This window comes from Blastococcus sp. SYSU DS0828, from assembly GCF_054050975.1.
On sequence record NZ_JBJHAK010000004.1, the window covers coordinates 127,840 to 149,260 of the forward strand.

The following is a 21,421-nucleotide window of genomic DNA, read 5'->3' on the forward strand; positions in this document are numbered from 1 at the left end:
ATGACCGCCGTGTGCGCTCCGCCACCCGCTCCCCTGCCCCTCCCCGCTGCCTCGGGACGGGAGCACGTCCGATGACGCTCGTGGCGGGCGTCGACACCTCGACGCAGGCGTGCAAGGTCGTCGTCCGGGACTCCGACTCCGGCGAGCTGGTCCGGTCGGGGCGGGCGCCGCACCCGCCCGGCACCGAGGTGGATCCCCGCGCCTGGGAGGAGGCGTTCCGGGCCGCGGCCGCGGAGGCGGGCGGCCTCGACGACGTCGCGGCGCTCGCCGTCGGCGGCCAGCAGCACGGCATGGTCTGCCTCGACGAACGGGGCGAGGTGGTCCGCGACGCGCTGCTGTGGAACGACGTGCGGTCGGCCCCGGCGGCGGCGGAGCTGATCCGCGAGCTCGGCGACGACGACGAGCAGGCCGGCCGCCAGGCGTGGGCCGATGCCGTGGGGCTGGTGCCGGTCGCGTCGTTCACCGCGACGAAGCTGCGCTGGCTGGCCGACGCCGAACCCGGCAACGCCGACCGCACCGCCGCCGTCTGCCTCCCCCACGACTGGCTGACCTGGCGGCTCTCGGCCGACCGCGACCTCGGCACCCTGGTCACCGACCGCGGCGACGCCAGCGGCACCGCGTACTGGTCGGCTCGCACCGGCGAGTACCGCCTCGACCTGCTCGAGCGCGCCATGCGCGGGCGGCGCCCGGCGGTTCCGCGCGTGGCCGGGCCGGCCGAACGGGTCGGCAGCCTCGCCGGCGGTCACGGCGTCCTCGGCCCCGGCACGGGCGACAACGCCGCGGCCGCGCTGGGCCTGGCCGCGCGACCGGGCGACGTCGTCGTCTCGATCGGCACCTCCGGCGTCGTCTCGGCCGTCACCCCCACGGCCGTCGCCGACGTGACCGGCACCGTCGCCGGATTCGCCGACGCCACCGGCAACCACCTCCCGCTGGTGGCGACGCTCAACGCCGCCCGCGTGCTCGACGCCGCCGCCGCGCTGCTCGGCGTCGACCACGCCACCCTGTCGGAGCTGGCGCTCTCGGCTCCCTCGGGCGCCGACGGGCTCGTGCTCGTGCCCTACCTGGAGGGCGAGCGGACGCCGAACCTGCCCGACGCCACCGGCTCGGTGCACGGCCTCACCCTGCGCACCTCCACACCGGCGCACTGGGCCCGCGCGACGATCGAGGGCCTGCTGTGCGGCCTGGCCGACGGCATCGAGGCGGTCGTCGCCCAAGGGGTGGAGGTCGAGCGGGTGCTGCTGATCGGCGGCGCCGCCCGCTCACCCGCCGTGCAGCAGCTGGCCCCGGGCATCTTCGGCCGCCCCGTCCTCGTACCGGCCCCCGGCGAGTACGTCGCCGACGGTGCCGCGCGACAGGCCGCCTGGGTGCTCTCCGGCGCCGACGCCCCGCCGGAGTGGGCGCAACCGGGGCTGCAGGAGTTCGACGCGCCGGCAGCCACGCACGTCCGCGAGCGCTACGCCGAGGTGCGGGGCCGCACCGACGGCCAGTAAAGGGACCCCGTCCTCCTCACCGCTCGCAGGCTCGCGGTGAGCCTCTGGACGGGGCCGTTCCAGTGCGTCACCGCCCACCATCCGCTCCGCTCGTGGCGGGTCCCTGAAGGGTGGCCGTTCCAGCACGTCACTCCCACACCTCGCTCCGCTCGTGGCGGTGCGACCACGCGGTGCGGCAGCGGTGTCCGGCGCGTCCGGCTGCCGCACGGCGCGGACGAGGCGGGATGGTCAGAACGAGCGGAGCAGGGCGGCGAGCTGGGCCGGGTGCGTCTGCACCGTCATGTGCGCCGCACCCGGCAGCTCGACCAGCCGGCCCCGCGGCGCGGCCGACGCCACCCGTGCCGCCCAGTCCGCGGGGCAGAGCGCGTCCCTATCGCCGCGCACGACGACGACCGGCGCCGCGACCCGGGCCAGGCGCCCCTCGATGCCGTCGGGCGCGGCCACCCGCCACAGGGCCCCCATCGCGCGCGGTCCGGTGTGCAACCACTGCCGGACGATGAGCGGCACCTGCCACCAGGGCTCGGCGAGGGCCGTGCGCACCCAGCGGGCGGCCAGCACCCGGAACCGGCGCATCCGCGGATCGGTGGTCGGCCCGCACAGCACGACCCCCGCGACCCGGGGATCGCCCGCGGCCGCGGCCACCACCTGGCAGCTCTGCGAGTGCCCGACCAGGACCACGGGCCCCGCCGGCAGCGCCGCCACCAGGTGCCGCGCCAGGTCGTCGACCGACGGCACCTCCGCGGCGCGGCCCATGCCCGGCAGGACGACGACGTCGACGGGAACTTCTGCCCGCAACCTGCGGGCAGAACGTTCATCCAGCCCGAGACCGGGAACGAGAAGGACCGACACCGATCGTGGCACCCGGATGGTCTACCGGCCCCGCGCCCGGCCCGCGAGCCGACCGAGGGGTCCGCGGCGTGACACGCATCTCCCGGGGCGCTCACGACCGGCGTGGGCCGAGGTGGAAGGATGAAACATCATGACGACATCACCAGCGCAGGCGCAGGCCCCGATCGACTCCCCCGGCGGCCGGCCGCGCGTCGTCATCATCGGCTCCGGCTTCGGGGGTCTCTTCGCCGCTCAGGCGCTGAAGAAGGCACCGGTCGACGTCACGCTGATCGGCAAGACCGCCCAGCACCTCTTCCAGCCGCTGCTCTACCAGGTGGCCACCGGCATCCTCTCCGAGGGCGAGATCGCGCCGGCCACCCGCGAGATCCTGCGCCGGCAGAAGAACGCCCGCGTCATCCTCGGTGAGGTCACCGACATCGACGTGGCCGCCCGCACGGTGACGTCGGAGATCCTCGGCCGGAAGCTGGTCCACCCCTACGACGAGCTGATCGTCGCGGCGGGCGCCGGGCAGTCGTACTTCGGCAACGACCAGTTCGCCGAGTTCGCGCCGGGCATGAAGAGCATCGACGACGCCCTCGAGCTCCGCGGCCGGATCTTCGGCGCCTTCGAGCTGGCCGAGATCGCCAAGGACCCGGCCGAGGTCGACAGGCTGCTCACCTTCGTCGTGGTCGGCGCCGGCCCCACCGGGGTGGAGATGGCCGGGCAGATCGCCGAGCTGGCGCGTCGCACGCTGCGGCGCGATTTCCGCAACATCAACCCCACGGGCGCACGGGTCATCCTGCTCGACGCCGCCCCGGCGGTGCTGCCTTCCTTCGGCAAGAAGCTGGGCGAGCGCGCCCGGCGGCAGCTCAACGAGATCGGCGTCGACGTGCAGCTCGGCGCGATGGTCACCGGTGTCGACGCCGACGGCCTGGAGGTCAAGGACACCGACGGCCAGGTCCGCCGCATCCAGGCGGCCACCAAGATCTGGGCCGCCGGCGTCCAGGCCAGCGAACTGGGCCGCATGCTCGGCGAGCAGACCGGCGCCGAGGTCGACCGCGCCGGCCGCATCTCCGTCCAGCCCGATCTCACGCTGCCGGGACACCCGGAAATCCACGTGGTCGGCGACATGATGGCGCTGGGCAAGCTGCCCGGCGTCGCCCAGGTCGCCATCCAGGGCGGCCGCTACGCCGCCGAGGCGATCGAGCGGCGGGCGACCGGCAAGAAGCCGCAGGAGCCGTTCAAGTACTTCGACAAGGGGTCGATGGCCACCATCTCGCGGTTCTCGGCCGTCGCCGACATCGGGAAGTTCAAGTTCAGCGGCTTCATCGCCTGGGTGCTGTGGCTGGTGGTGCACCTGATGTACATCGTCGGCTTCAAGAGCCGCCTCACCACGGTGCTGCACTGGATGGTCAGCTTCCTCGGCCGCGGCCGCTCCGAGCGGGTGGCCACCCAGCAGCAGGTCTACGGCCGGCTCGCCCTCGAGCAGCTGGGCCCGCGGTGGGAGGTCTCCAAGACCGGCGGGCCCAAGGACGTCGACCCGGCCGGTGAGGACGCCACGCAGCGGGACTCCGCCTGACCGGTACACCGGCCGGGTGATCCCTCCCCCGGCCGGTGCATATCCGGGTCGGGGAGGGTAGCGGCCCCCTCGTGGCAGGACGACGAGGTCAGGCAAGTGCAGCCCGCTCGCAGACACCCCTGTGGCTGTGGCCGGCGATCGCCGGGGTCACCGCGGCCGCCGCGGGCTGGGCCCTGGGCATGGTGGAGCCCCGCGGCGGCGTCCTCGCGGCGCTGTGGCCGGCCGACACCAGCGCCGCCGGCACGCTGCTCCAACTGGTGGCGACGGCTGCGGTCACCATCACCACCCTGACCTTCAGCATCACGATCGTGGCGCTGCAGCTGGCCTCGCAGCAGTTCTCCCCCCGGCTGCTGCGCGACTTCACCCGCGACCCGGTCACCAAGCGGGTCCTGTCGGTGCTCACCGCGACGTTCGTCCTCGCCGTCACCGGGCTGCGCGGGATCAACCAGGACCAGCCGGTGCCCACGCTCGTCTGCCTGGCAGCCGCGCTGCTCGGGATCGCCTGCGTCGGTGCCCTGCTGGCCTTCATCAGCCACATGGTCCGCATGCTCCGCGTCGACACGATGATGACGCGCGTCCACAACGACGCCCGGCGGGCGATCGAGACGTTCTACGGCCCGTACGCCGACCACGGGCAGCGGTCGCCCGACGAGATCGACCTGGAGACGGCCGAGGGACGGCTGGTTCCCGCGGCCGGCAGCGGCTTCGTGGAGGTGGTGGACACCGGGACGCTGGTCGATGCCGCCCGGGCGCACGACACCGTCGTCCGCGTCGAGGTCCGGCCGGGCGACCAGGTCACGATGGGCACGCCCCTGGGCACGGTGTGGGGCGCGTCCGAGGAGCTCGACGACGCCGTCCGGGCCGCCGTGGTGCTCAACAACGAGCGGACCATCGACCAGGACGCCGGCTTCGGGTTCCGCCAGCTGGAGGACATCGCCGTGAAGGCCATGTCCCCGAGCGTGAACGACCCGGTCACCGCCGCGACGGCGATCGGCCACATGGGCGATCTGCTGGTCCGGCTCACCGGCCGGCACCTCGGGCCCACGCTGCACGAGGACGAGGACGGCACCGGCCGGGCGATCGTCCCCGACCGGGACCTGCGGTACTACCTCGATCTCGCCTGCGGTCAGGTGGCGCGCTTCGGCGGGAACGAGCCCACGCTGATCACCGCCCTGCTGCGGATGCTCCGCGACGTGGCCGTCGCCTGCCGGGACGACGAGCAGCGGGCGGAGGTCGCCCGGGCCGCCGACCTGGTCGCCGGGGAACTCTCGCCGGACTGGAGCCCGACGGACACCGCGACCGTCGAGCTGCACCGCGAGCAGGTCACCGCTGCCCTCGAGGGGCGGACCGTCGACGCGTTCGCCGACCGCGCCGGCGAGACCCGCTCGATGTGAGCGGCGGGGGTCAGACCCGGCCCAGCCACCACTCCAGCGCCGCGGCCACGCCCTCGGGCCGGACCACGTGCCCGCCGTCGAACTCCACGTAGGTGAGATCCTCGCCCGCGTCGCGGAAGCCGGCCGCCAGGCGCCGGCCGCACCGCGCGACCGGCAGCACCCGGTCCTCCGTGCCGTGGGTGATCCACAGCCGTGGTCGGCCGACGCGCGCCGGCGGGTGCGCGAAGCCCGGCGAGAACGCGAGGACCGCGTCGAACAGGTCCCCGTTGGCCGGCCCGATCGACAGCGCGTAGGAGGCGCCGTCGGAGAACCCGCCCACCGCGCACCGGGTGACCGGCACCCGGTCGGTCACCTGCGCCAGCGCCGCGTCCAGCACCGCGACGTCCCGGCCGAGCCGGCCGGCGACGAGGTCCCAGGTGGGGGCGCCGGACCGCGGCGCCAGCACCAGCACCCCGCGCCCGCCGGCAGCGGCACCGACCGCCGCCAGGCTCTGCGCGGGCTCGCCTCCGGCGCCGTGGAAGAAGACCAGCAGCGGGCGCGGTGCCGGCTCGCCCGCCGGGACGGCCAGCAACACCTCCGCGCCGCCTCCCAGGTCGAGCGCGTGCACCCCGGGCGGCCACGGCTCCCCCGTGGGTGCCACGACCGGCCGGCTGCCGAGGCGGCCCGCGGCGTGCCCCGCCCCGGTCATGCGTCGAACGCCGCGACGGGCACGTGCTCCTCGGCCCGCTCCAGGTGCAACGGCTGCAGCGGCGTGGTGTCGTCGAGGTAGAGGAAGGCGTCGTAGCGCTCGCCCAGCACGGTGGCCACGTAGTTCCCCCACTTCTCCCGCGAGGACCGGTACACGACGCCGATGGCGCGGTGGTCCAGCCGCCGGCGCAGCCACTCGGGCTGGTCGCCGCGCGGGAAGACGAACTGCGCGTCCTCGCCCAGGGCGTCGTGCAACCGCGCCTCGAGGCTGCCCGACCGCGCCGGCGGGACCGCCATCCGCTCCATCTGCGCGCCCCACTCCCGGCCGGCGATCACCCCGCCGCGGTACCCGCCGAAGCCGACGAGGACGACGTCGTCGGCGCCGTGCCGCTCGCGCAGGAGCTGACCGACGTTCGTCATCCCGGCGGCGGCCATGTCGGTCGCCCGGGCGTCCCCGATGTGGGTGTTGTGCTCCCACACGACCACCTTGCGGCCGGTGTGCGCGAGGAGCCGGTCGAGGGTGTCGACCATGTGCACGTCGCGGACGTTCCACGACTCGGCCGACCCGCGGATCATGGCCCGGTAGTAGCGCTCGGCATCGACCACCACCGCGGCGTTCTGCTCGGCGGAGAACCGCGCCTCGGCGTCGGCCCCGGACTCCGCACGGCCGCGCTCCTCGCACAGCGACCGCAGGAGGTCGACCGCGGCCTGCTCGCAGGAGGAGGGGGTGAACCGGCTGGCGAAGGCGTACTCGGCACCGTCCTCGCCGAAGGGCTCGAAGCAGGCCAGCGCCTGCTTGGCCTGGTCGACGTGCTGGGGCTCGTGCTCGGCCAGCCAGCCGACCAGCGCGTGCATGGACTCCCACAGGCTGTAGACGTCGATGCCGTAGAAGCCGACGCGCGCGTCCTCCGGCAGGCCCGCGTTGTGCTCGCGCAGCCAGCGGCAGAAGTCCACGACGTCGTCGTTGGCCCACATCCACGTGGGCCACCGGGAGAAGGCGTCGAGCGCGTCGCGCGGATCGGCGTCGGCGTCCTCCCGCAGCCGGACGCTGCGGTTGACCCGGTAGCAGTCGGGCCAGTCCCCCTCGACGGCGACCAGGCCGAAACCGTGCTCCTCGACCAGCCGCCGGGTGAGGGCCGCCCGCCAGGCGTAGTACTCGTGGGTGCCGTGGCTGGCCTCGCCGATCGCCACGATCCGCGCGTCGCCGACGCGGTCGAGGAGCGGGTCGAGGTCGGCCGCCGTGCGCAGCGGGCGGGCCAGGTCGCGGATCTGCTCGCCGAGTCGGTCAGCCATCGGGTCTCCCTTCGCGCACGACGGCGGCGGCGACCTCGCGCAGGTCACCGGTGCGCCGCCAGACGGACCGTTGCCGAGCTGCGGAGGTACCCCGGCGGAACAGCCGCTGCACCAGGTCGCGGACCTCGGCCTCGTCGCCGCGGTCGGCGAGGTCGTCGGCGAGCTCGGCGAGGAGTGCCTCGACGGCGGCGCGGGCGTCGACCAGGACGCCGGCGACCGGGTCGAACAGCTGCCCGCCGATGCCGTCGCGCGCGGCCCGCCAGCGAGCGGCACGCAGCAGCTCGGTGCGCACCGCGGGCACCGCCTCACCGCGCTGCGCCCGCTCGGCGAGCACCCGGACGAGCGAGCGGACCAGCGCGGCGTGCAGCACGGCGTCGTCCAGGTCGGTGCACACGTCGGCCAGCCGGAACTCCAGCGTGGGCAGGTGCGACGACGGCCGGACGTCCCAGTACAGGTGCGACGCGTCGCCGATCACGCCGGCGTCGACCAGCCCGGTCACGACCGCCCGGAACCGGTCGGCGGAGCCGAGCGCCTCCGGGATCCCGGCGTGCGGCCACCGCCCCCACAGCAGCGTCCGGTAGCTCTCGTAGCCGGTGTCGGCGCCGTCGTGCAACGGCGAGCTGCCGGTCATGGCCAGCAGCACGGGCAGGTAGGGGCGGACCCGGTCGAGCACGGCCACCGCCGTGTCCAGGTCGGGCACGCCCACGTGCACGTGGCAGCCGCAGATGTCCTGCCGCTGCGCGAGGCCTGCCCAGCGCTCGACCATCGCCTCGTAGCGGGGCCCCGGGGTGATCACCTGCTCCTGCCAGCCCGCCGCGGGGTGCGTCGAGGCCGGCAGCAGCGCCACCCCGGCCCCCGCCGCGGCGGCGCGCGCCTGCGCACGGGTGCCGGCGAGCTCGGCGCGCACCTCGTCCAGCGAACGGCACACGCCGGTGGCCGTCTCCAGCTGCGTCGTGCTGATCTCCGGGTGGACCCGCTCCCCGAACTCGTGGCGCACCGCCGCCGCGGCGAGCCCCGGGCTCTGTGCCAGCCGGTAGGTCTGCGGGTCGACGAGGTGGAACTCCTCCTCCACCCCCACCGTGGCGCCCACGACGCCCGGGGGGCGACCGGAGGACTCCACGCGCGCTCCTGCGGGGCCGCGGCCGGGACGTCCGGCGCTGCCGGGCGCCCGGGCCTGGGGTCGGCTGCTTGCCCAGCCGCAGGGCCACCGTACGGCCGGGCCGGCCCGGCTGCACCCGAGGCGCCCACGCCCCGGGCCCCACCCGGAGTGGTGGTATCCGATCGCCCGGCGTCCCCGGCGGCCCGGTGACCAGCGAGGATGGACCGCAACGGGGAGGAGGCGCGGTGCAGACCGGACGACGGATGCCCGCGGCGCTCCTGGCGGTGGTCTACGCCGTCAGCGGTGCGCTGTGCTGGGTGGGCGCTGCCGCGCCGATGGACGACGCCACCCCCGTGGGCCTGCTGCAGGTGCTGGGCGCCGTCGGGCTGGGCGCCGGCGCCGGGCTCGGCGTCGCCGGGGTCCGGGCGCGCCCGTGGGCCCTGCACGGCGCGGTGGCCCTGCTGTCGGTGCTCCTCGGGGTGCTCGCCTGGCGGTCGGCCACGGCCGTCGGTGTGGTCGGCTTGGGCCCGGCGATGATCGGCATCGGGCTGTACGCCGCGCACTTCCTGCCGCTGCCCGCCGCCCGGGTGCACGCCGGCCTGGTCATCCTCTCGGGCAGCGTCGGTGCCTGGGCCGCGGCCCCGTCGGGCTTCCTGCCCGCCTGGCTGCCGGTCGTGGCGTCGGTCGCCGTGCTGACCGAGGTGCAGGGGCGGCTGGCGCGGCAGCTGCGCCGTGCCGCGGGCACCGACCCGCTCACCGGCGTCGCCAACCGCCGCGCGTGGGAGGAGCAGGCCGCCGGGCACCTGTCGCGTGCGGCGCGCACCGGGGAACCGCTCAGCTTCGCGATCCTGGACCTCGACGACTTCAAGGGGGTCAACGACCGGGACGGCCACCGCGCCGGCGACGAACTCCTGCGCGACCTCACCGCCAGCTGGAGCGGCCGGCTGCGCCGCGCGGACCTGCTGGGCCGCTACGGGGGCGACGAGTTCGTGCTCTGCCTGCCGGCGACCGACGAGGAGGCGACGCGGGAGCTGCTGGAGCAGCTCGACCGCACGCATCCCGCCACGTGGACGGCCGGGGTCGCGCAGGCCCGTCCCGGCGACGACGTGACCGCCGTGCTCGCCCGCGCCGACGAGCAGCTCTACCGGAAGAAGCGCAGCGGCCGCACCGGGTGACCGGCGTGCGGGCCGGCGTCAGCCGCGGCGCCAGTCGTCGGCCTGGAGGTGCGACCCCGCCATCGGGCCCATCTGCAGCATCCCGCCGTCGACGGCCCAGGACGCCCCGGTGACGTAGCCGGCGGCCGGCGAGGCGAGGAAGGCGATGACGGCCGCCACCTCGCGGGCGTCCCCCGGGCGGCGCAGCGGCACACCGGGCCGCTCGTGGCCGGGAGCGGTGGGGTCCTCGTCCCCCTGGCCGGTCATGGGGGTGGCGATCTCGCCCGGCGCGACGGAGTTCACGGTGATGCCGTGCTCCGCCAGCTCGAGGGCGGCCACCTTCGTGAGCAGCCCGAGCCCGCCCTTGGCCGCGCAGTAGCCGGCCGCACCGACCCGGGGGGCGTGCTCGTGCACGCTGGTGACGTTCACGATCCGCCCGCCGCCCCCGGCCGCGACCATCCGGCGCGCGGCGCGCTGGAGGCAGAGGAACGCACCGTCGAGGTCGGTGGCCAGCACCTCGCGCCAGGTGTCGAACTCCAGGTCCAGCAGCGGCGTCATGTGACCGGTGCCCGCATCGTTGACCAGCACGTCGAGGCCGCCGAGGGCATCGGCCAGCTCGTCGACGACGTCGGCGGCGCCGGGCAGCCGGGTCAGGTCCAGGTGGCGGACCTCGGCCCGCCGGCCCCGTGCGCGCACCTGCTCGGCGGTCGCCTCGCCGGCCTCGCGGTCGCGGTACCAGGTGATGCCCACGTCGCAGCCCTGCTCGGCCAGGGCCACCGCGACGGCGCGCCCGATGCCGGACTCCGATCCCGTGACGAGCGCGACCCGCCCGCTGCCTGCGGTCATGGCAGCGACGCTAACGATCCCGGAACAGGCCCGCAGCGCGATGGGTCCCGGCCCCCCGCTGGGTAGGGGTGGAGCATGGACGCCACCCGATCCCTGCTCGCCCGGCTCCTGCTCGCGTTCGCCGCCGTCCTGCTCACCACCACCGGCTGCGTGGTCGTGGACACGTCGTCGCCCGGCACCGGCACCGGCTCCGCGCCCGAACCCGACGAGCCACCGTCGGCCGAGGACGGCGACGTGGAGGACCGGATGGCCCGGGACGTCCTGGACCGGGTGAACGACGAGCGGGCGGCGCGGGACCTGCCGCCGCTGGAGTGGGACGAGGAGCTGGCGACCGTCGCGCGCGAGTGGAGCGAGCAGATGGCCGAGAACGACCAGATCGAGCACCAGGACATGCGCGAGGTGCTCGATCTGGAGGAGCTGGACGGCTACGCCGGGATCGGGGAGAACGTGTTCACCGCATCGGCGCCGGTGCCCGCCGGGACGGCGCACGTCGGGTGGATGCGCTCCGACGGCCACCGGGTCAACGTGCTCAACCCGGGCTGGGACCGCATCGGCATCGGCTTCCACTGCGCCCCCGACGGCTCGGTCTGGGGGACCCAGCAGTTCGGGCGCACGGTCGGCTCCGACCGCCCCGAGGTCAGCCGGGAGACGCCGCCGGAGGAGCCGATCGCCCGGCCCGAGGAGGACGGCCCCAGCTGTGGTTGAGGCGCGGGAGCGGGTCCGCCGGCTGCGGCGGCGGCTGGGCGAGGGCTACCGGCGGGTGCCCGAGCCGGCCCGGCGCTTCCTCGCCTGGCTGCGCAGCCCGGAGTTCCTCACCACCAGCTCCAGCCTCGCGTTCTACGCGATGGTCTCGCTGCCGCCGATGGTGCTGCTGGGCTTCTGGGGAGCGGGCCTGGTGGTCGACCAGTCCGCGCTGCAGGACCTCGGCACCGAGGTGGACGCCCAGGCGCCCGACCAGCTGCCGGTCGCCGACGTGCTGCGCGCGCTGATCGACGTCGCCGCCGAGACCGGGCCGGTGGCGGCGGTGGCGGCGGTCTGGCCGGCGACCACCTACGGCGCCGCCCTCGCCCGGGCGTTGAGCGAGGTGGCGCCGCGGTCGGAGCAGCGGATGCGCGGCTGGAAGGGCCGGCTGCTGGCGCTGGCGATCATCGCCGTGCTGCCGGTGGCGGTGTTCTCGGGGCTCGCGGCGCTGTACCTGGTGCCGCGGCTGCTCGGGTCGGGGACGGCGGTGCGCATCGCGATGGGTCTGGGGTCGCTGGCGCTGCTCGGCGTGCTCATCGGGCTCGTCTACGCACTGTTCCGCCTGTGGGAGACGCGGATCAGCGACGTCGTCGTCGGCGCCGCGACCGCGACCTGCCTGGTCGCCGCCACCACCGGCGGCTACCTCGTCTACCTCGAGTACGCCGACTTCACCGCGCGCTACGGGGCGACGGCGCTGGCGACGGCGGTGCTGCTCGGGCTCTGGCTGCTGCTCGGCAACGCCGCGCTGATCGCCGGGTACCGCGTCATGGCCCGCCGGGTGCACGCCCGCCGTCCCCGGGACCTGGGGCCGGACGACGCCCGGGACCGAGCCGGGGACCACCTCGGCGACCGAGCCAGCTGCCGCGCCACGGACCAGGCCGGGGACCGGGCAGCGGACGCGGCCGGTTCCCGGACCGCGGACCGGGCCGGCACCGGTGACCGGGAGCCGGCGCGGCGGTGAGGCCGCCTCGGTTCCTCGGCGCCGCGGAACGGTCGTAGCCGCGGCCTAGCGTCCCGGGTGACCCCACCGGCCCGGCGGGAGGCGGACGGCCATGACCAGCGACACCCACACCCCCAGGGGCACGGCGGCCCTCCCCGCCGAACGGGCCGATCTGCTCGAGACCCTCTCCACCCACCGGCACTTCCTCCGTTTCACCGTCCACGGGCTCACCGACGAGCAGGCGCGGCAGCGGCCCACGGCCAGCGAGCTGACGCTGGGTGGCCTGATCAAGCACGTCGCCGCCACCGAGGCAGCGTGGGCGCGGTTCGTGGTCGAGGGCACCGAGGCGATGGCCGCCCCGGCCGACGCAGCGGGCCGCGAGGCGTGGGCGCAGGAGTTCCGCCTGCTCCCGGAGGAGACCCTCGACGGCGTGCTGGCGCGGTACGCGGAGGTCGCCCGGCGCACCGACGAGCTGGTGCGCACGCTGCCGGACCTCGACGCGTCCCACCCGCTGCCGGAGGCCCCGTGGTTCGAGCCGGGGGCGCACCGCTCGGCCCGCCGCGTCTTCCTGCACATCGTGGCCGAGACCGCCCAGCACGCCGGCCACGCCGACATCCTGCGGGAGTCCCTGGACGGGCAGAAGACGATGGGCTGAGGCTCCTCGTCCGGCCGGTCCGCCGGCGCCTCGGCCTCCGCCGCGCCACGGGCGACAGGCCGGTTCAGCCCGGCCCGTCGCCCGCGAGCTCCTCGGCGTGGGCGACGGCGCGATCCCGCAGTTCCGCCGCGTCCTCGGCTTCGCGCTGGGCGGCGTTCTGCCGGCGCTGCGCCCGCTTGAGGACGGCGGCGGCCTCGCCGGCGGCCCGCTCGGCCTCGGCGAGCTCGTCGGCCAGCTCCTCGACGCGCGCCTGCAGGGCACCGCGTCGCTGCTCGAGCTGCTCCACCTCGCGGCGCTGCTCCGCGGCAGCGGCGGCTGCCTCCTCGGCGGCCGCGGTGGCCTCCTCCGCGGCGGCCCGGGCACGGGCCAGCTCCCGGCGGCGCTTCTCCTCCTCGGCCCGGCGGCGTTCCTCCCGCTCCCGCTCCCGGCGCTCGGCAGCGGTGGGGCCGGTCGGCCTCTCCTCCCCCGCCGTCCGCGCCGCCGCGTTCCTCGCCGGACGGGTCGGGGACCCCGACGACCGGACCAGCCGCAGCGCCGGACGCGGTGCGACGGTCCCCAGCCCGCTGTAGGACATCGCTCCGGTCAGCCGGCCGGTGAGCAGTGCCGCCCCGGCGTCCGGATCCGCCATGGCCGCGCGCAGGGTCTCCTCCACCTGACCGGACACCGACGCGCTCACCGGGTGGCCACGCTCGCGGGCGAGGGCGGCGGCCTGCCGGGTGAGCGCGTTCAGCAACTGGCCGCGCTGGGTGTTCAGCGCCCGGAGCTCGTCCCCGGCCAGGTTCTCCTGGGCCCCGCGGAGCAGGTCGCCCAGCTCGACCAGGCCCTCGATCTCCTCGCGGTGGGCGCGGACGAGCAGGTTGCAGACCCAGGCGGCGGTCGACGGCTTGGGCAGCGCCGCGATCTCCTTGGCCAGCGCCTTGTCCCCGGCGGCCCTGGCCTCGCGCTGGCGCTCCGTGCGCAGGGCGACGAACTCCCCGGGGGCGGCCTCGTACAGCTCGTCGGCCACCTCGTCGAACTCCACGCCCCTCCCCCAGTGCTACGAACTCGTGGTGATCGGCACCTGATCACCACGAGTTCGTAGCATTCGTGGCCGCGGGACGCTCAGCAGCAGGCCGCGGCGAGCCGGGCGTCGCTGTCGGAGTCCTCCGTCCGACAGCAGGCGCCGTCCCCGCTGACGGCGGAGAGCTCGGCGGCCGTCTGCCCCTCCAGGTCGGGGCGCGCGTCCGCCTTCACGGTGTAGACCTCCCACGGCTCGCCGCCGGGCCCGGTCACCCAGACCTTGTCCTGGACGGCGTAGCAGCAGGTGGTGTCCGCCTCCGGCCGGGTCGCCAGGCCGGCGTCGGCCAGCCGGTCGGTGGCCGCGGTGACCTCGTCGGTGGAGGCGACCTCCACACCCAGGTGGTCCATGCGGGTGGGCTCCCCCGGCACGCCCTCGAGCAGCACCAGCTTCAGCGGCGGCTCGGCGACGGCGAAGTTCGCGTAACCGGGCCGCCGCTTGGCCGGGGCGGTGTCGAAGAGCCGGGAGTAGAAGTCGACCGCGGCGTCGAGGTCGGCGACGCGGAGGGCGAGCTGCACGCGGGACATGGTTCCTCCTCGGGAGACGCGACATCGACGAACATCGATGTCTGAGCAGAATGAACATCAGGCATCGACGCTTGTCAATACGATGGGCGTCGTTACGATGGCGGTCGACGTCCGACGCGAGGAGTTTTCGATGAGCGAGCCCGGCCTGGCGTGCTGCACGCCGCTGTCCGGTACGGCGATGTCCGCGGAGCAGGCCGAGCAGGTCGCCCCGCTGCTCAAGGCGCTGGCCGACCCGGTGCGCCTGCGCCTGGTCAGCCTGATCGCCTCCAGTGCGAGCGGGGAGGCCTGCGTCTGCGACCTCAACGACGCCTTCGAGCTGACCCAGGCGACGATCAGCCACCACCTCAAGGTGCTGCACTCCGCCGGGCTGCTCGACCGGGAGAAGCGCGGGGTGTGGGTGTACTACGCCGTCCGCCCGGCGGCGCTCGACGCGGTCGCCAGCCTGTTCCGCACGGCGGTGCCGGCATGAGCGACGCCGTCCGGGAGACCGCCCGGCCCGACGCCCCCGCCGACGCGCCGGTCCTGCAGAAGCTCTCCACCCTCGACCGCTTCCTGCCCGTCTGGATCATCGCCGCGATGGCGCTCGGGCTGGCGCTGGGCCGCTGGGTCCCCGGCCTCGACGACGCGCTGAGCGCGGTGGAGGTCGGCGATGTCAGCCTCCCGATCGCCATCGGGCTGCTGCTGATGATGTACCCGGTGCTGGCCAAGGTCCGGTACTCCGAGCTCGACCGGGTGACCGGCGACCGGAAGCTGCTGGTCGCCAGCCTGGTGCTCAACTGGCTGGTCGGCCCGGCGCTGATGTTCGCCCTCGCCTGGCTGCTGCTGCCCGACCTGCCCGAGTACCGGACCGGGCTGATCATCGTCGGCCTCGCCCGCTGCATCGCGATGGTCCTGATCTGGAACGACCTGTCCTGCGGCGACCGCGAGGCCGGCGCGGTGCTGGTCGCGATCAACTCGGTCTTCCAGATCCTCGCCTTCGCCCTGCTGGGCTGGTTCTACCTGCAGGTCCTGCCCGGCTGGCTCGGGCTGACCACCACCTCCGCGGAGTTCAGCTTCTGGGCGATCGTCGTCTCGGTCCTGGTGTTCCTCGGCATCCCGTTGCTGGCCGGGTTCCTGACCCGCACCCTGGGCGAGCGCCGCAAGGGCCGGGACTGGTACGAGAGCCGCTTCCTCCCGCGCATCGGCCCGGTCGCCCTCTACGGGCTGCTGTTCACGATCGTCATGCTCTTCGCGCTGCAGGGCGACGCGATCACCTCCAGCCACTGGGACGTCGCCCGCATCGCACTGCCGCTGCTCGCCTACTTCGTGCTGATGTTCGGTGGGTCCTTCCTGCTCGGCATGCGGCTGCGGCTCGGTTACGCCAAGACGGCCACGCTGGCCTTCACCGCCGCCGGCAACAACTTCGAGCTGGCCATCGCCGTGGCCATCGGCACCTTCGGCGTCACCAGCGGGCAGGCGCTCGCCGGCGTCGTCGGCCCGCTGATCGAGGTGCCCGTCCTGGTCGCCCTCGTCTACGTGTCCCTCTGGGCCGCCCGGCGCTGGTTCCCGGGGGACCCGACCGTCCCGGCCCGACTCGACCGAGGAGCATCCCGATGACCCGGACCGACCGGCCCACCGGCGTCCCCGGGCTGCTGGACCCGAACGTGGTGCTGCGGCGCCACGTGGAGGACCTGTCCGCGCGCTTCGCGGGGATGGTCGGCCCGGAGACCGTCGAGCGGATGGTCTTCGAGTCCTACGCCGCTCTCGGGCGCACCGCGAACGTCACGAGCCACCTGCCCGTGCTCACCTGCCGGTTCGCCACCGAGCGACTCACCGCGCTGGCGCAGGCCAAGGGGGCGCTGGCGAAGGAGACCCCCGAGGTCCTCTTCGTCTGCGTGCAGAACGCCGGCCGCTCCCAGATGGCCGCCGCGATGGTCGAGCACCTGTCGCAGGGCCGGGTACACGTGCGCTCCGCCGGCTCCATGCCCGCCGACACGGTGGATCCCGTGGTCCTCGAGGTGCTCGCCGCGCGCGGCATGACGGTGACCGACGCCTTCCCCAAGCCGCTGACCGACGACGTCGTCCAGGCCGCCGACGTGGTGATCACCATGGGCTGCGGCGACGCCTGCCCCGTCTACCCGGGCAAGCGGTACCTGGACTGGGAGGTGCGCGACCCGGCCGGCCAGGACCCCGCCACGGTGGGCTCCATCGCGGCCGACATCGAGAACCGGGTGCGAGGACTCCTCGCCGAACTGGGCGCATGAGCCGCCGCCTGGTCGTCGTCGGCGGCAGCGACGCGGGGATCTCCGCCGGGCTGCGCGCCCGCGAGCTCGACCCGGGGGCCGAGGTCACCGTCGTGGTGGCCGACGCATACCCCAACTTCTCCATCTGCGGGATCCCGTACCACGTCTCGGGCGAGGTACCGGACTGGCGGTCGCTGGCCCACCGGACCTCCGCCGACCTGGAGGCGGCCGGGCTGGCCCTGCGGGTCGGCACCCGCGCCACCGGCATCGACGTCGCCGGCCGGCGCGTCTCGGTGACCGACGCGAGCGGGGCCACGGAGCTGCTGGCCTACGACGAACTGGTCGTGGGCACCGGTGCACGTCCGGCGCTCCCGGCCATCAGCGGTCTCGGCGGCACCGACGGGCTCGGACCGGCCGACGGCGTGCACGTGGTGCACACCATGGACGACACCCACGGCCTGATGGCCACCCTCACCGGCCGCCCGGTGCGCTCGGCGCTCGTCGTCGGCGCCGGCTACATCGGTGTGGAGATGTCCGAAGCGCTCGTCGCCCGGGGCATCGCCACCACGGTGGTCCAGCGGTCCGCGGAGGTGCTCCCCACCGTCGACGCCGAGCTGGGTGCGCTGGTCCGGGCGGAGATGACCCGGCGCGGGGTGCAGGTGCTCACCGGGACCACCGTCACGGGGCTGGCCCGTGCCGACGGCTCCCGGGTCAGCGCGCTCACGTCGAGGGGTCCGCTGGAGCGCCTTTTCGACCTGGTGGTGGTCGTCGCCGGCGTGCGCCCGTCGGTGGACCTGCTGGTCGGCGCGGGAGCGACCACAGGGGCCGGCGGCGCGGTCGTCGTCGACGAGACCATGGCCACCGGCCTGCCGCACGTCTGGGCGGCAGGCGACTGCGTGGTCACCCACCACCGCCTGCTGGGCGTCACCTACCTCCCGCTCGGCACCACCGCACACAAGCAGGGCCGCGTAGCCGGCGCCAACGCCGTCGGCGGGCACGCCCGCTTCGCCGGCAGCGTCGGCACCCAGGTGGTCAAGGTCTTCGACCTGGTGGCCGCCCGCACCGGTCTGCTCGAGCACGAGGCTGCCGCCGCGGGCTTCCGTCCGGTTACCACCGCGACCAGCCCGGACGACCACAAGGCCTACTACCCCGGCGCCCGGCCGATCACGATCCGCGTGACCGGCGACGCCGACACCGGCCGGCTGCTGGGCGCGCAACTGGTCGGCCGGCTGGGCAGCGAGGTCGCCAAGCGCGCCGACGTCTACGCCACCGCCCTGTTCCACGCCATGACCGTGGACGGCCTGGCCGACCTCGACCTGACCTACACCCCACCGCTCGGGTCGCCCTGGGACGCTGTGCAGATGGCCGCCCAGGCGTGGAGCAGGGAGCACCGCCCGCCCACCGTCACCGCCCTGCCCGCGGCGATGGCCGAATGAGCCCCGTGACAGAGGAGAACCCCGTGAGTGACCGCCCCAGCGTGCTGTTCGTCTGCGTGCACAACGCCGGCCGCTCCCAGATGGCCGCCGGCTGGCTGCGGCACCTGGCCGGCGACGGCGTCGAGGTGCGGTCGGCCGGCTCGCTGCCCGGCGACCAGGTGAACCCGGCGGCGGTCGAGGCGATGGCCGAGGTCGGCATCGACATCTCCGACCAGCGACCCAAGGTGCTCACCACCGAGGCCGTCGAGGCCTCCGACGTGGTCATCACGATGGGGTGCGGCGACGCCTGCCCGATCTTCCCGGGCAAGCGTTACCTGGACTGGGCGCTGGAGGACCCGGCGGGCAAGGGCGTGGAGTCGGTGCGGCCGATCCGCGACGAGATCGAGCGGCGCATCCGCGGGCTGCTCGCCGAGCTGGGAGTCAGCGCTCCCGCCTGAGCACGAAGAAGAACGGATCGGGCAGGCCGCGCAGGTCCATCATCCCGAGGACCGTGCGGCTGCTCACCCGCTTGAAGACGTCGATGATCGGCAGGCGGTCGTAGACCATCGCGGCGGAGACGACGCCGCGGTGCTCGACCATCCGCAGCCGCGCCTTCGGCCGGGAGGTGGTCAGTAGCGGCCGGACGGCGGTGAACGCGGCCCGGGCAGCCCGCGAGTGAGCCAGCCGCGGGGCGGCGCGGAGCACGCCGACCGGGATCAGCGCGGGGTCGACCGGCCGCGGCCCCGCCGCCGTCCCGAACAGCAGCGGGTGCACCGTCTCGGTGTCGAGGAACTCCTTGCCCCACCAGCCGTAGGCCGCCAGCAGCCCGTCCAGCGGGGAGCCCGTGGGCAGCTCGCTGCCCCGCCACCGGCCGAGCATCTCCTCGACCGGCTGCGGCTCGAACCAGTCGAAGGACGACTGCGCTTCTGCCCGGGAGACACCGTCCCGCTGGGCATCGCGGACCCACGCGTCCGGGCTGGTGAACCGCAGTGTCACCCCACCGGGCGCTCGAAGGTGACCAGCACGCCGTCGACCCCACCCGGGCCGATGCGGCCCTTGACCTCCACCGAGGTGATCGCCTTGAGCTGCCATCCCTCCCGGGCGTGCTGGTTGAGCACCTTCTCCAGCTTGCCGCCGCTCATCTTGCCGCCGATGAGGCCCTCGCGGATCTCCTCGACCTTGTACTCGTAGCGCGCTGCAGCCACGGGTCACCCGTCCTCTCGCCTGGTCCGGCCGGTCGCCCGCCAGCCTGCCGCGCTCCCCCGCCGGCGTCGAGCCGGGCGAGCTGCAACGGCTCTAGTGATACGGATCACCCGTGTGTAACGTCCGCGCGGGGCGCCGCCGGCGCCGGGAGGAGCACGCGTGAGGACCACACCGAGACATCCACGGCGCAGCCGCTGGGCCGCCGTCCTGCTGGGCGCCCTGATGATCACCGCCGTCCCCGGAACGGCGGCTGCCGACCCCGACGAGACGTCGGCCGAACCCCTGCCGGTCGTGTTCGTGCACGGCAACAGCGGCTCGGCCGCCCAGTGGCAGACGCAGTTCCAGCGGTTCACCAGCAACGGCTACCCCCAGGAGCTGCTGTTCGCCTACGAGTACGACACCAGCGGCAGCGACAACACGCAGGCGATCGCGGAGCTCGACCCCTTCCTGGACGCCGTGCTGGCGCAGACCGGCGCCGAGCAGGTGCTGCTCGCCGCGCACTCCCGCGGCACCACGGTGAGCCACGCGTACCTGGCCGAGCCGGCGCAGGCGGCGAAGGTCGCCAAGTACGCCAACCTGGACGGGCGCAGCGCCGAGACGCCGCCCGGCGGCGTCCCGACGCTGGCGGTCTGGGGTGAGTGGTACTCCCCGCCCGAGCCCCGCCGCGGCAGCGTCGGCGTGATCGAAGGCGCGGTGGCGAACCTCTACAACCCCGACCAGGGCCACACCGAGGCCGCCTCGTCGGCGCGGACCTTCGCCGCCGTCTACGAATTCTTCACCGGCTCGGCGCCCGCGACCACCGACGTCGTGCCGGAGCCGCCCGCCGAGGTCACCGTCGCCGGACGCGCCGTGCTGTTCCCGCAGAACCTCGGCTTCGAGGGCGCCACCCTCGAGGTGTGGCGGGTGAGCACGCGGACCGGCCGGCACACCTCCGCCCACCCGGTGGCGACGATCCCGATCACCGGTGACGGGTCCTTCGGCCCGCTGGACCTGTACGGCCGGCACAGCTACGAGTTCGCGCTCCACCGGCCCGACGGCTCGGTCCACCACTTCTACCAGTCGCCGTTCGCCCGGTCCGACCACTTCGTCCGCCTCAACAGCGGCATCGCCGGCGAGGGCCTCGAGGCCTTCGTGCCCAAGAGCGAGGAGCACACCAACCTGGCCCTGATCCGGGCGCGGGAGATCTGGGGTGACCAGGGTGCGGACTCCGACGAGATCACCGTCGACGTGATCGGCGACCGCACCGGCCCGCTGGACGTGACCACCCCCGCCACCACGCCGCGGAGCAGCACCGAGGGCACGTTCGGGCGGGTCGGTGAGGTGAACGCCCTCTTCCTCACCGACGTCGGCACGCGGACGCCGACCGGGTACACCGCGCCGGACCAGGCCACCGACCTGAGCAAGGGCGACCTGTTCCCGTTCAACACGCTCACGTTCCTCAACGCGGTCGACGCCTACCTGCCGGCGAGCCCGCGCGGGCTGCGCCCGATCCGCATCGAGGTGCGGCCGCGCGGCGGCGGGGAGCCCGAGGTGATCACGGTTCCCGGCTTCCCGTCGGTGAACGACCGCATCTCGGTGCAGCTCCGCGACTCGGTCCAGGACGACTACGCCTTCGGGCGTCGCTGACCTGACGGGTGCGGCCCGGTGGCGCTCAACCGCCGGGCCGCACCCAGCCGGCCTCCAACAGCGCCGTCTGCACGCGGTCGGCCGCCTCGACGGCGACCGGACGGCCGGCGACCAGATCGGCGTAGAGGAACGCCTCGGCCAGCTTGACCAGGGCGTAGGCCAGGCTCTCCCGGTCGATGATCGGCCGCAGCCGGCCGGCCCGCTCGTCGCTTTCGATCAGCTCCACCGCGACCCGCACCGCGCGGGGCTCCACCGGCCCCGCGGGATCGGTGAGCACCCGCAACGCCAACTCCGGCTCGCTGTCGATGAAGGTGCGGATGCCGGTGCTGCCGACGACCCCGGCGTTGAACGCCCGGATGACCCGCGCGCTGCGGAGCTCCGGGTCCCCCGGCGTGCGCCGCGCGTCCTCCGCGGCCGTGCACGCCTGCCAGCCGCGCTCGGCGAGGTACCAGACCGCCTCGCCGACCAGTCGCTCGCGGCTGCCGACGTGCCGGTGCAGGGTCATCCGGGAGACCCCGATCTCCTCGCCCAGCGCACCCATGTCGATGCGCCGCCCGGAGTGGATCCACCGGGCCGCCAGCGCGATCACCGTGGCCGCGTCCACCCGCGTGCGCGCGGGACGGTTCCCGGTCCGGTCCACGGTCGGAATGGTCCCAGAGCCGGGC

Annotated in this window: 23 protein-coding genes; 13 read left to right on the top strand and 10 right to left on the bottom strand. The window is 74.9% G+C overall.

Annotation, left to right across the window (positions count from 1 at the left end; genetic code table 11):
• Positions 1-71: 71 nt before the first annotated feature.
• Positions 72-1,490: a xylulokinase gene (locus tag ACI79Q_RS04680; RefSeq protein WP_456614282.1), complete on the top strand. Its 1,419-nt coding sequence runs from the start codon at positions 72-74 to the stop codon at positions 1,488-1,490.
• Between the two features lie 228 nt (positions 1,491-1,718).
• Here the strand turns inward: ACI79Q_RS04680 and ACI79Q_RS04685 are convergent, their stop codons facing one another.
• On the bottom strand, positions 1,719-2,351 hold the full coding sequence (locus ACI79Q_RS04685) for an alpha/beta fold hydrolase (protein ID WP_456612407.1): 633 nt from the start codon (positions 2,349-2,351) through the stop codon (positions 1,719-1,721).
• 118 nt (positions 2,352-2,469) lie between these two features.
• Here ACI79Q_RS04685 and ACI79Q_RS04690 point away from each other — a divergent pair, with 118 nt between their 5' ends.
• Together ACI79Q_RS04690 and ACI79Q_RS04695 are read left to right on the top strand one after the other, a co-directional pair.
• Positions 2,470-3,897, top strand: coding sequence for an NAD(P)/FAD-dependent oxidoreductase (locus ACI79Q_RS04690; RefSeq protein ID WP_456589434.1), 1,428 nt, complete (start codon positions 2,470-2,472; stop codon positions 3,895-3,897).
• A 71-nt stretch (positions 3,898-3,968) separates the two neighbouring features.
• A complete protein-coding gene (locus tag ACI79Q_RS04695) occupies positions 3,969-5,291 on the top strand; it encodes a DUF2254 domain-containing protein (protein ID WP_456612409.1) in 1,323 nt (440 codons plus the stop codon).
• Between the two features lie 10 nt (positions 5,292-5,301).
• On the opposite strand, the gene ACI79Q_RS04700 is transcribed toward ACI79Q_RS04695, so the two are convergent.
• The 3 genes from ACI79Q_RS04700 to ACI79Q_RS04710 are packed head-to-tail and all read right to left on the bottom strand — an operon-like array spanning position 5,302 to position 8,391.
• A complete protein-coding gene (locus ACI79Q_RS04700) occupies positions 5,302-5,979 on the bottom strand; it encodes an alpha/beta hydrolase (RefSeq protein ID WP_456614283.1) in 678 nt (225 codons plus the stop codon).
• Positions 5,976-7,271, bottom strand: a complete 1,296-nt coding sequence (locus ACI79Q_RS04705; RefSeq protein WP_456614284.1) for an erythromycin esterase family protein — start codon at positions 7,269-7,271, stop codon at positions 5,976-5,978. Before ACI79Q_RS04705 ends, ACI79Q_RS04700 begins: the two co-directional genes overlap by 4 nt.
• Positions 7,264-8,391, bottom strand: coding sequence for a carboxylate-amine ligase (locus ACI79Q_RS04710; RefSeq protein WP_456589430.1), 1,128 nt, complete (start codon positions 8,389-8,391; stop codon positions 7,264-7,266). The genes ACI79Q_RS04705 and ACI79Q_RS04710 overlap by 8 nt, the downstream gene beginning before the upstream one ends.
• A 224-nt stretch (positions 8,392-8,615) precedes the next feature.
• On the opposite strand from ACI79Q_RS04710, the gene ACI79Q_RS04715 reads away from it, so the two are divergent.
• On the top strand, positions 8,616-9,545 hold the full coding sequence (locus ACI79Q_RS04715; protein WP_456589429.1) for a GGDEF domain-containing protein: 930 nt from the start codon (positions 8,616-8,618) through the stop codon (positions 9,543-9,545).
• Positions 9,546-9,563: 18 nt separating this feature from the next.
• Here the strand turns inward: ACI79Q_RS04715 and ACI79Q_RS04720 are convergent, their stop codons facing one another.
• Complete coding sequence (locus ACI79Q_RS04720; RefSeq protein WP_456589428.1) at positions 9,564-10,370, bottom strand: SDR family oxidoreductase; 807 nt, start codon at positions 10,368-10,370, stop codon at positions 9,564-9,566.
• Between the two features lie 75 nt (positions 10,371-10,445).
• Here ACI79Q_RS04720 and ACI79Q_RS04725 point away from each other — a divergent pair, with 75 nt between their 5' ends.
• From ACI79Q_RS04725 to ACI79Q_RS04735, 3 genes are all read left to right on the top strand, one after another.
• A complete protein-coding gene (locus ACI79Q_RS04725; RefSeq protein ID WP_456589427.1) occupies positions 10,446-11,075 on the top strand; it encodes a CAP domain-containing protein in 630 nt (209 codons plus the stop codon).
• Positions 11,068-12,072, top strand: a complete 1,005-nt coding sequence (locus ACI79Q_RS04730) for a YihY/virulence factor BrkB family protein (RefSeq protein WP_456614285.1) — start codon at positions 11,068-11,070, stop codon at positions 12,070-12,072. Before ACI79Q_RS04725 ends, ACI79Q_RS04730 begins: the two co-directional genes overlap by 8 nt.
• A gap of 91 nt (positions 12,073-12,163) precedes the next feature.
• The gene (locus ACI79Q_RS04735; protein ID WP_456614286.1) at positions 12,164-12,706 is read left to right on the top strand and encodes a DinB family protein; all 543 of its coding nucleotides are present in this window, start codon (positions 12,164-12,166) and stop codon (positions 12,704-12,706) included.
• A gap of 64 nt (positions 12,707-12,770) precedes the next feature.
• On the opposite strand, the gene ACI79Q_RS04740 is transcribed toward ACI79Q_RS04735, so the two are convergent.
• Together ACI79Q_RS04740 and ACI79Q_RS04745 are read right to left on the bottom strand one after the other, a co-directional pair.
• A complete protein-coding gene (locus tag ACI79Q_RS04740; RefSeq protein WP_456589424.1) occupies positions 12,771-13,727 on the bottom strand; it encodes a hypothetical protein in 957 nt (318 codons plus the stop codon).
• A gap of 80 nt (positions 13,728-13,807) precedes the next feature.
• The gene (locus ACI79Q_RS04745; protein WP_456589423.1) at positions 13,808-14,290 is read right to left on the bottom strand and encodes an ArsI/CadI family heavy metal resistance metalloenzyme; all 483 of its coding nucleotides are present in this window, start codon (positions 14,288-14,290) and stop codon (positions 13,808-13,810) included.
• Between the two features lie 130 nt (positions 14,291-14,420).
• Between ACI79Q_RS04745 and ACI79Q_RS04750 the strand changes: the two genes are divergently transcribed.
• The 5 genes from ACI79Q_RS04750 to ACI79Q_RS04770 are packed head-to-tail and all read left to right on the top strand — an operon-like array spanning position 14,421 to position 18,385.
• Positions 14,421-14,759 (top strand): metalloregulator ArsR/SmtB family transcription factor, encoded by a 339-nt coding sequence (locus tag ACI79Q_RS04750; RefSeq protein ID WP_456589422.1) that lies wholly within the window; start codon positions 14,421-14,423, stop codon positions 14,757-14,759.
• The gene (gene arsB, locus ACI79Q_RS04755; RefSeq protein WP_456614287.1) at positions 14,756-15,886 is read left to right on the top strand and encodes an ACR3 family arsenite efflux transporter; all 1,131 of its coding nucleotides are present in this window, start codon (positions 14,756-14,758) and stop codon (positions 15,884-15,886) included. Before ACI79Q_RS04750 ends, arsB begins: the two co-directional genes overlap by 4 nt.
• Positions 15,883-16,533, top strand: coding sequence for an arsenate-mycothiol transferase ArsC (locus ACI79Q_RS04760; protein ID WP_456589420.1), 651 nt, complete (start codon positions 15,883-15,885; stop codon positions 16,531-16,533). Before arsB ends, ACI79Q_RS04760 begins: the two co-directional genes overlap by 4 nt.
• Entirely contained in the window at positions 16,530-17,948 is a 1,419-nt protein-coding gene (locus ACI79Q_RS04765; RefSeq protein WP_456614288.1) for an FAD-dependent oxidoreductase, read from the top strand. Before ACI79Q_RS04760 ends, ACI79Q_RS04765 begins: the two co-directional genes overlap by 4 nt.
• Positions 17,949-17,971: 23 nt before the next feature.
• Positions 17,972-18,385: an arsenate reductase ArsC gene (locus tag ACI79Q_RS04770; protein ID WP_456589418.1), complete on the top strand. Its 414-nt coding sequence runs from the start codon at positions 17,972-17,974 to the stop codon at positions 18,383-18,385.
• Here ACI79Q_RS04770 and ACI79Q_RS04775 read toward each other — a convergent pair.
• Entirely contained in the window at positions 18,369-18,923 is a 555-nt protein-coding gene (locus tag ACI79Q_RS04775; protein WP_456589417.1) for a DUF4334 domain-containing protein, read from the bottom strand. The genes ACI79Q_RS04770 and ACI79Q_RS04775 overlap by 17 nt on opposite strands.
• Positions 18,920-19,132 carry a DUF4177 domain-containing protein gene (locus tag ACI79Q_RS04780; protein WP_456589416.1) on the bottom strand — a complete coding sequence of 71 codons (213 nt, stop codon included), beginning with the start codon at positions 19,130-19,132 and terminating at the stop codon, positions 18,920-18,922. Before ACI79Q_RS04780 ends, ACI79Q_RS04775 begins: the two co-directional genes overlap by 4 nt.
• A gap of 157 nt (positions 19,133-19,289) precedes the next feature.
• On the opposite strand from ACI79Q_RS04780, the gene ACI79Q_RS04785 reads away from it, so the two are divergent.
• The gene (locus ACI79Q_RS04785) at positions 19,290-20,756 is read left to right on the top strand and encodes a hypothetical protein (RefSeq protein ID WP_456589415.1); all 1,467 of its coding nucleotides are present in this window, start codon (positions 19,290-19,292) and stop codon (positions 20,754-20,756) included.
• A 25-nt stretch (positions 20,757-20,781) separates the two neighbouring features.
• On the opposite strand, the gene ACI79Q_RS04790 is transcribed toward ACI79Q_RS04785, so the two are convergent.
• Positions 20,782-21,396, bottom strand: coding sequence for a QsdR family transcriptional regulator (locus ACI79Q_RS04790; RefSeq protein ID WP_456589414.1), 615 nt, complete (start codon positions 21,394-21,396; stop codon positions 20,782-20,784).
• Positions 21,397-21,421 lie beyond the last annotated feature (25 nt).